Raw genomic sequence first — 7,401 nt, 5'->3', positions numbered from 1 at the left:
GGCGGTGTCCCCGCCGGCGACGGAGAAGGCGAGGGGGAAGTTCGACGCGCCGAAGACGACCACCGGTCCGAGCGGGATCCGCCGGGACCAGACCTCGGGGACCGCCTCGGTGCCGGCGACCCGCCGCTGGTCCCGCCAGGCGGGCTCGTCGAGCAGGTCGGCGAACATGCGCAGCTGCCCGGTGGTGCGGGCGAGCTCGTTGCGGGCCCTGGGCGACCCGAGCGCCGTCTCCTGCTGCACGCACGCGACCAGCTGCTCGTCCTCGGCTTCGAGGTTGGCCGCGATCCGGCGCAGGAACTCGGCCCGCACCGCGTCGGGCGTCGCGCGGTAGCGGTCGAAGGCGGCGGCGGCGAGCCGGCACGCCTCGGCGGCGCCGGTGCCGTCGTCCATGCCGTAGCCGGGGCCGCTCTGCGCGCCGGAGGCCGGATCGGTGGAGCGCTGTTCGCCCGCGGTACCGCGGAATCGCCGGAATCCCAGGAACATCTCCCCGGTCAGTGCGTGCATCAGGCGGTCCTTTCCTGAGCGAGCGCCGCGAAGAACAGGGCCATGCCCACGGCGCCGGCGTCCGGGGTGCCGAGGGCGCGCTCGCCCACGTAGCTGGCGCGCCCCATGCGGGCCTTGAGCCCGGCGGTCGCCTCGGCGGCACGGCGTGCCTCGGCGGCGACCGCCGCCCAGTCGACCGGGCGCGGGGCCTCGGTGAGCAGGTCCAGGGCCGGCACGAGGCTGTCGAGCATGGTGCGGTCACCGACCTGCGCCTCGCCGACCCGCTGAACGGCCGCGATCCCGGCCGCGAGCCCGGCGACGAGCGCATCGTCCACTTCGGACCGGCCGGCGGGCGCGGCCGCCAGCGCAGCGGCGATCTCCTGCAGCAGCAGGCCGATCAGCGGTCCGCTGGTGCCGCCCACCTCGTCAAGGAAGCAGGTGGCGGCGACCGCGAACTCGACGGCGAGCCCGGCGTCGTCCGGCATCCGCGAGTCGACGAGGCGCAGCGCGTCGCGCAGGTTGTCGCCGAAGTCGCCGTCGCCGGCCGCCTGGTCCATGGCGGTGAGCGAGGCGTGCGCCTCGGTCGTGAGGTCCAGATACGTTCTCATCAACATGCGTGGCTCACTTCCGAAGCGTGGCGGTCCACACCGGCGCGTCCCACAGGCGCTGCCAGTCCTCGTCGAGCATGGTCACGGTCAGCGAGAAGCCCTTCATGTCCAGCGCCGGGGTCCAGGTGCCGACGAGGCTGCCGCCGAGCGTCACGCCGCGCTCGGCGAGCGCGTCGGCGGCGATCGCGAAGACGTTGTGCAGCTCGATGGCGGTCGTCGCGCCGAGGCCGTTGACGAGCAGCAGCGCCCGGTCGCCGGCCGGGGTCTTGGTGAGCACGTCGTCGACCATCCGGCCGACCAGCTCCTCCAGCGGCGGGCGGGAGATGCTGCGGGCGGCGCGTTCGCCGTGGATGCCGACACCGTACTCGACCTGGTCGTCGGGCAGCTCGAAGGCGAGCCGGCCGGTCGCCGGCGAGGTGTGGGCCCGCGACGCGACGGCGATGCTGCGCGAACGCGCCACGACGCGGCCGCCGAGGGCGGCGAGCTCGTCGAGCGAGGCTCCGCCGTCGGCGGCCGCGCCGAGCAGCTTCTCCACCAGGATCGTGGCACCGGTGCCGCGGCGCCCGGTCGCGGTGTCGTCGCTGTCGGTGGCGATGTCGTCGTCGACGAGCACCCGCTCGACGCGGATCCCGTCGTGCCGCAGCCGCTCGGCGGCGATGCCGAAGTTGATGCGGTCGCCGGTGTAGTTCTTGACGATGTGCAGGACGCCGTCGGTGCCGGCCACCGCCCGGCTGGCCTGGTAGACCTGCCGGTTGTGCGGGGAGGCGAACACCTTGCCGGGCACCGCGGCGTCGAGCATCCCGCGGCCGACCAGGCCGGCGTGCATGGGCTCGTGGCCGGAGCCGCCGCCGGAGACGAGGCCCACGCGGCGATGCGGATCCGGGGTCGTCGCCCGGACGAACACAGGGTCCGTGTGGAGCGCCACGACGTCGTGGTTGCTCCGTGCGAACCCGGCCAGCGCCCGGTCGACGTAGTCGCCGGCGGACGCCAGGAACGGTTGCGCCATGGTCAGGGGCTCTCTCAGTTGAAGCCTGGCGGTGCCAGGGACTCCCGCTCGATCAGCGTGGCGGGAAGGACGACGTCTGCGGGCGACTTCTCGCCGCCGAGCTGGCGCAGCAGCAGGTCGGCCGCGGCGCGGCCCATCTGGTAGGCCGGCTGCGCGATCGCGGTGATCGGCGGGTCGACGAGCGGGAAGAGGCTCATGTCGTCGAACGCGAGGATGCTGATGTCGCCGGGCACCTTCAGCCCGGCCGTCCGGATCGCCATCAGGGCGCCGACCGTGACGAGGTTGTTGAAACAGAACACCGCCGTCGGCGGGGACGGCAGGGCCAGCAGCTCCCGCATGGCGGCGAGGCCGCCCGCCTCGCCGAGATGGCCGTGGCGGATGTACTCGTCCCGCAGCGGCAGGCCGGCGTCCTTGTAGGCGAGCCGGAAGCCGGACAGCCGCTGGCAGGCGGTGTCGAAGTCGCGCGGCCCGGAGATCATCGCGACCTTGGTGTGGCCCATCGCGAAGAACTGCCCGACCGCCTCGCGGGTCACCTTGCGGTTGTCGGTGCGCACCAGCGGCGCGCGGATCCCGCGGGGGCGGCGGTCGACCAGCACGAGCGGGCCGCGCTGGCCGGTCAGCGCCGAGGTGAAGCTCTCGTCGGTGCCCACGGTGGTCGCGGCGAGCCCGGCCAGCGTCCCGTCGTGCAGGGACGTCACCAGTTGCCGTTCCCGCTCCGGGTTGAGGTGCGAGCTGGCGATGACGCAGTGGTAGTTGGCCTCCGCGGCGCGGTCGGCCATGCCCTGCGCGACCTCGGCGTAGAACGGGTTGACGATGTCCGGCACGAACAGCCCGAGCAGGCTGGACCGTCCCTGTGACAGGGCCCGGGCCGCGGCGCTGGGCACGTAGTCGAGCCGCGCCGCGGCGGCCCGGACCTTGGCCTTGGTCTCGGGGGTCACCGACGCCTCGTCCCGCAGGGCGCGGGTCACGGTTGCGGTTGACACCCCGGCCAGCTTGGCCACGTCTCGAATGCCTGCCACAGGGACTCCTCGGATCTCCTACGAACGCTGTGCGGAACGCAGCGCGTCCATCAAACCGGAAGGACGCCGGATTCCACCAGAGCGGCGCGGATGGCGTCCCGCTCGGCGTCGCTGACCGGGGTCAGCGGGTGCGCGCCGAGACCGCCGTTGCGGCCCTGCAGCTCCAGCGCGGCCTTGATGCGGACCGTCATGTTCGGCCCGTCGATGGCCCGCCACACCGGCAGCAGCTTGTTGTGGATGTCCAGGGCGGTCTTGTGGTCGCCGGCCTGCACCGCGTTCCACTGCGCGACGCACAGCTCCGGCACGACCGTCAGCGTCGCGCTGATCGCGCCCTGCGCACCGAGCAGGTAGGCCGGGTAGAGCAGGTCGTCGACGGCGGTGAGGACCACACCCTCGGTCGGCGCGGCCTTGAGCAGGTCGGCGAGCTGGTGGATGTTGCCGCCGGACTGCTTGACGCCGACGACGAGGTCGATCTCCTGGATGACCCGGTACACGGTGGTCGCGGGGATCAGCGCGTACGGGATCACGTTGTAGATGACGACCGGCAAGCCGGTCGCCTCGGTGATGCGGCGGTAGTACTCGACCGTGGTCTGCTCGTCCGGCTGGAACAGGTAGTGCACCGGCGTCACCTGCAGCGCGGCGACGCCCGTCTCCTTGAGCGCCTGCCCGTAGCGGATGACCTCGGCGGTCGAGTCGCGGATGATGCCCGCGATCACCGGCACGGCACCGGCGACCTCCTCGACCGCGACCCGCGCCACGGTCACGGACTGCTCGAGCGACAGCATCTGCCCATCCCCGGTCGAGCCGGTCACGCACAGCCCGTGCACGCCGGTCGTGAGGTGGAACCGGATCTCCGCGCGCAGCGCCTCGACATCGATGTTCTCGTCGGCGTCGAACGGGGTCACCAGCGGCGGGATGACGCCCTTGAAGTCGGCCTTGGTAGCCAGGGTCATGTGTGTGCAACCTTTCCGAGGTTCACGGATCGATGTAACCGGTTACAGGCGAGGTCCATGTTGCGCGACCTCCCATCGCCTGTCAACACCTTGTTTCACGGTCATGAACTGCAGTGATTCTTGATGTGCCCTTGACAGGTGGGCCCTGCGCCGTCACGGTGTAACCGTTAACACGGGGCGGCAATCATCCAGCAACTTCGAGGACACACACATGAACCGACGCCAGCAGAGCGCGGGGCGATGGCTGACGGCTGCGGCCGCGGCGGGAGCACTTGCGCTGACCTCGGCCTGTTCTCCTCCGAGCGCGAAGAACTCCACCGGCAGTGCCGACGACGGCGGCCCGATCAAGCTCACGTTCTGGACCAACCTGACCGTCAAGACACAGGCCGACGTCATCAGGCAGCAGGCGGAAAGCTGTGTCGCCAAGCAGCAGGACGTCACGGTCGCCTTCGAGGCCGTGCCGTTCGACAGCATGTACCCGAAGATGGTCACGGCCTTCCGCGCCGGCAACGGCCCGGACGTGATGAACACCATCGAGGGCGGCGTCGCCGCCGCGCAGGCCGGTGACTACATCGTGCCCGTCGACGACGTGGTGGACGAGCACGGCCGCGACGACTTCGTCGCCTCGTTCCTGCACGCGGTGGGCAAGGACGGCAAGACCTGGGCGGTGCCCGACTGGGCGCTGCACCAGGAGGTGTACTACCGCAAGGACCTCTTCGCCGCCAAGGGCATCGCGATCCCCACCACCTGGCAGGAGCTGCTGGCCGCCGCCAAGCAGCTGGACGACCCGGCCGGCGGGGTGCGCGGCTTCACGGTGCCGATGGCCTCGGCCCTCGTCGCGCCCCAGATGTACTACCAGTTCCTCTACGCCAACGGCGTGCACACCTTCGACCCGAAGACCGGCGAGTACGCCCTCGACCGGGACAAGGCGAAGGCCGTGCAGGCCACCCAGTTCATGATCGACCTCTACAAGGCCGCGTCGCCGCCGGAGTCGCGCACCTGGACCTGGACCGACTTCCGCACCGCCTTCGTGCAGGGCAAGGCGGCCATGACGCTGGACTTCGGCGCCGTCGTCGGGATGGCCAACGAGCAGAACCCGTCGATGCTCGACAAGATGAGCGTGTTCCAGCTGCCCGGCCCGGCCGCGGGCGTGAAGCCGCAGGGCTCCATCGGCGGCGGCTACTTCTTCATGGTCGGCAAGAGCAACGACCGCCGCCAGAAGGCCGCCAAGGCGCTCGTCACGTGCATGATGGCCGCCGACCTCTCCGCCGCACGCGTCAACACCCGCCCCGTCTTCGCCCTGCCCGCCACCAACAGCGCCGCCGCCTCGGCCGTCTTCACCGGCAACCCCACGGTGCAGAAGTTCTCCGCCGAGATCCAGACCATCCGCGACAAGTCCCTGCCCGAGTGGTACCGCTACGGCATGGAGGCGGGCCTGAACCAGCTCGCCGGCCAGATCGAGGCGACCACGTTCGTCGGCGACAACCTGCAGGCCGCCGCGGCCGGGTCGATCACCGCCGAGAAGGCCTTCGACAACATCAACACCGAGATGAAACGTCTCGCCAAAGTGAACTGATCGGCGGACCGATGGCTACTCCCGCAGTCCTCACCCGCGGGCTGGCCGGACGGCAGCAGCGGGCAGGCATCGCTTTCGCCCTGCCCGCTGCGCTGCTGTTCGTCGCCATCCTCGCGTACCCCATCTTCGAGAGCTTCCGCACCTCGCTGTTCTCGATCGACCTGCTGACCGGCGACTCCGCGTTCGCCGGGCTCGACAACTTCAGCACGCTGCTGTCGGACAAGGTGCTGTGGTCGACGATCGGCCACACCCTGGTGTGGACGTTGCTGTCCCTGGCCGGGCAGCTCGGGCTCGGCCTGGCCGCCGCGCTGCTCATCGACGCCGACTGGCCCGGCATGCGCTGGATCCGCCAGCTGCTGCTGATCCCGTACGTCGTGCCGGTCATCGCCAGCGCACTGGTCTGGCAGTGGATGCTCGACGGGCACTACGGCATCATCAGCACCAGCCTGCAGTCCTGGGGGGCGCTCGACGCCGGGGCGAACCCGCTGGGCCAGGAGAGCACGTCCCTGGCGACCGTCATCATCGTCAACGTCTGGCGCGGATTCCCGTTCGCCATGCTGGTGTTCTGGGCCCGCATGCAGAGCATCGACAAGTCGCAGTACGAGGCGGCGCGCGTCGACGGCGCCGGGCCCTGGCGCGAGTTCGTCCACGTGACCCTGCCCAACCTGCGCTCCGCCGCGCTGTCCCTGCTGGCCCTGCGCGGCATCTGGACCCTCATGTACTTCGAGCTGGTCTGGCTGCTGACCCGCGGCGGCCCGGCGGGGTCCAGCGAAGTCCTGTCGACATACATCTACAAGGTGGTCATGGGTGAGTTCCGCGTCGGTTACGCAGCAGCGATCGCATCCCTCGCCGGGCTCTTCCTCGGCGCCGTCGGCCTCGTCGGCTGGATCTTCTACCGGCTCCGTGCCCGGCGGGATGCCTAGGAAGCGCACGGGCCGGTCGCTGGCCGGACTCGCCGGCCGGATCGTCGCGCTCGCGCTCATCGTGTTCTTCGCGGTCGGCCCGATCGTCTGGATGATCGCCAGCTCGGTGCGGCCCGCCGATCAGCTCTTCCAGTCCGACCCGTCGGTCGTCCCGACCGGCGTCACGACGGCCTGGTACGAGGAGGTGTTCGGCTCCGGCGCCCTGCGCTGGTTCGCCAACAGCTTCGTCGTGGCCGCCGCCACGACGCTGATCTCGCTGGCCCTCGGCACCGCCGCCGGATACGCGGTCACGCGGTTCACCTTCCCCGGCCGCCGCGTGCTGCTGGCGTGCCTCGGCGTCTCGTACCTCTTCCCGGCGATCCTGCTGCTCGTCCCGCTGTACCTCGTGCTCGCCTCGCTCGGGCTCGTCGGCGGCCTGATCGGCATCGTCATCGGGCACCTCACGATCACGCTGCCGCTGACGACCTGGCTGATGAAGTCGTTCGTCGAGGCCGTGCCGCGGGACCTGGAGGAGGCGGCGTGGGTCGACGGCGTCGGCTACCTCGGCGGATTCCTGCGGGTGACGCTTCCCCTGCTGCGCACCGGCCTGGCCACGACGGCGATGTTCGCGTTCATCCTGTCCTGGGACGAGTTCCTGCTCGCCAGCGTCATCGCCCAGGGCGACAACGTCACGGCACCGGTCGGCATGGCCGGGCTCGTCACGTCGTTCGACATCCGCTGGGGCGCCATCATGGCGCTGAGCACCCTGGTGACCATCCCGGTCGTCGTCCTGTTCTTCGTGCTGCAGCGCTACTACGAAAAGGGACTGACCGCCGGCAGCGTGAAAGGCTGAC

General features: G+C 70.8%; 8 protein-coding genes. 3 read left to right on the top strand and 5 right to left on the bottom strand.

What is annotated here, in order from left to right; genetic code table 11:
- From IEZ31_RS21125 to IEZ31_RS21105, 5 genes are all read right to left on the bottom strand, one after another.
- A partial coding sequence (locus IEZ31_RS21125) for an aldehyde dehydrogenase family protein (protein WP_190251637.1) occupies positions 1 to 504 on the bottom strand: 504 nt, incomplete at its 3' end.
- Positions 504 to 1,097, bottom strand: coding sequence for a DAK2 domain-containing protein (locus IEZ31_RS21120; RefSeq protein ID WP_190251636.1), 594 nt, complete (start codon positions 1,095 to 1,097; stop codon positions 504 to 506). The genes IEZ31_RS21125 and IEZ31_RS21120, both read right to left, overlap by 1 nt.
- A 7-nt stretch (positions 1,098 to 1,104) precedes the next feature.
- On the bottom strand, positions 1,105 to 2,097 hold the full coding sequence (locus IEZ31_RS21115) for a dihydroxyacetone kinase subunit DhaK (RefSeq protein WP_190251635.1): 993 nt from the start codon (positions 2,095 to 2,097) through the stop codon (positions 1,105 to 1,107).
- Positions 2,098 to 2,111: 14 nt separating this feature from the next.
- On the bottom strand, positions 2,112 to 3,116 hold the full coding sequence (locus tag IEZ31_RS21110; RefSeq protein WP_190251634.1) for a LacI family DNA-binding transcriptional regulator: 1,005 nt from the start codon (positions 3,114 to 3,116) through the stop codon (positions 2,112 to 2,114).
- A gap of 50 nt (positions 3,117 to 3,166) precedes the next feature.
- Complete coding sequence (locus IEZ31_RS21105; RefSeq protein ID WP_190251633.1) at positions 3,167 to 4,069, bottom strand: dihydrodipicolinate synthase family protein; 903 nt, start codon at positions 4,067 to 4,069, stop codon at positions 3,167 to 3,169.
- A gap of 211 nt (positions 4,070 to 4,280) precedes the next feature.
- Here IEZ31_RS21105 and IEZ31_RS21100 point away from each other — a divergent pair, with 211 nt between their 5' ends.
- From IEZ31_RS21100 to IEZ31_RS21090, 3 genes are read left to right on the top strand one after another with little or no spacing between them, the layout of a single operon-like run.
- Positions 4,281 to 5,645 carry an ABC transporter substrate-binding protein gene (locus tag IEZ31_RS21100; RefSeq protein ID WP_190251632.1) on the top strand — a complete coding sequence of 455 codons (1,365 nt, stop codon included), beginning with the start codon at positions 4,281 to 4,283 and terminating at the stop codon, positions 5,643 to 5,645.
- Between the two features lie 11 nt (positions 5,646 to 5,656).
- Positions 5,657 to 6,568, top strand: a complete 912-nt coding sequence (locus IEZ31_RS21095; RefSeq protein ID WP_190251631.1) for a carbohydrate ABC transporter permease — start codon at positions 5,657 to 5,659, stop codon at positions 6,566 to 6,568.
- Entirely contained in the window at positions 6,561 to 7,400 is an 840-nt protein-coding gene (locus IEZ31_RS21090; protein WP_190251630.1) for a carbohydrate ABC transporter permease, read from the top strand. The genes IEZ31_RS21095 and IEZ31_RS21090 overlap by 8 nt, the downstream gene beginning before the upstream one ends.
- Position 7,401 lies beyond the last annotated feature (1 nt).

It is taken from the genome of Dactylosporangium sucinum, from assembly GCF_014647515.1.
Taxonomy (GTDB): Bacteria; Actinomycetota; Actinomycetes; order Mycobacteriales; family Micromonosporaceae; genus Dactylosporangium; species Dactylosporangium sucinum.
This window is presented reverse-complemented; position numbering and strand designations above follow the sequence as displayed.

Coding starts and splice junctions, on each gene's coding strand:
- IEZ31_RS21100 (WP_190251632.1), top strand. CDS start 4,281: ATGAACCGACGCCAGCAGAGCGCGGGGCGATGGCTGACGGCTGCGGCC.
- IEZ31_RS21095 (WP_190251631.1), top strand. CDS start 5,657: ATGGCTACTCCCGCAGTCCTCACCCGCGGGCTGGCCGGACGGCAGCAG.
- IEZ31_RS21120 (WP_190251636.1), bottom strand. CDS start 1,097: ATGTTGATGAGAACGTATCTGGACCTCACGACCGAGGCGCACGCCTCG.
- IEZ31_RS21105 (WP_190251633.1), bottom strand. CDS start 4,069: ATGACCCTGGCTACCAAGGCCGACTTCAAGGGCGTCATCCCGCCGCTG.
- IEZ31_RS21115 (WP_190251635.1), bottom strand. CDS start 2,097: ATGGCGCAACCGTTCCTGGCGTCCGCCGGCGACTACGTCGACCGGGCG.
- IEZ31_RS21090 (WP_190251630.1), top strand. CDS start 6,561: ATGCCTAGGAAGCGCACGGGCCGGTCGCTGGCCGGACTCGCCGGCCGG.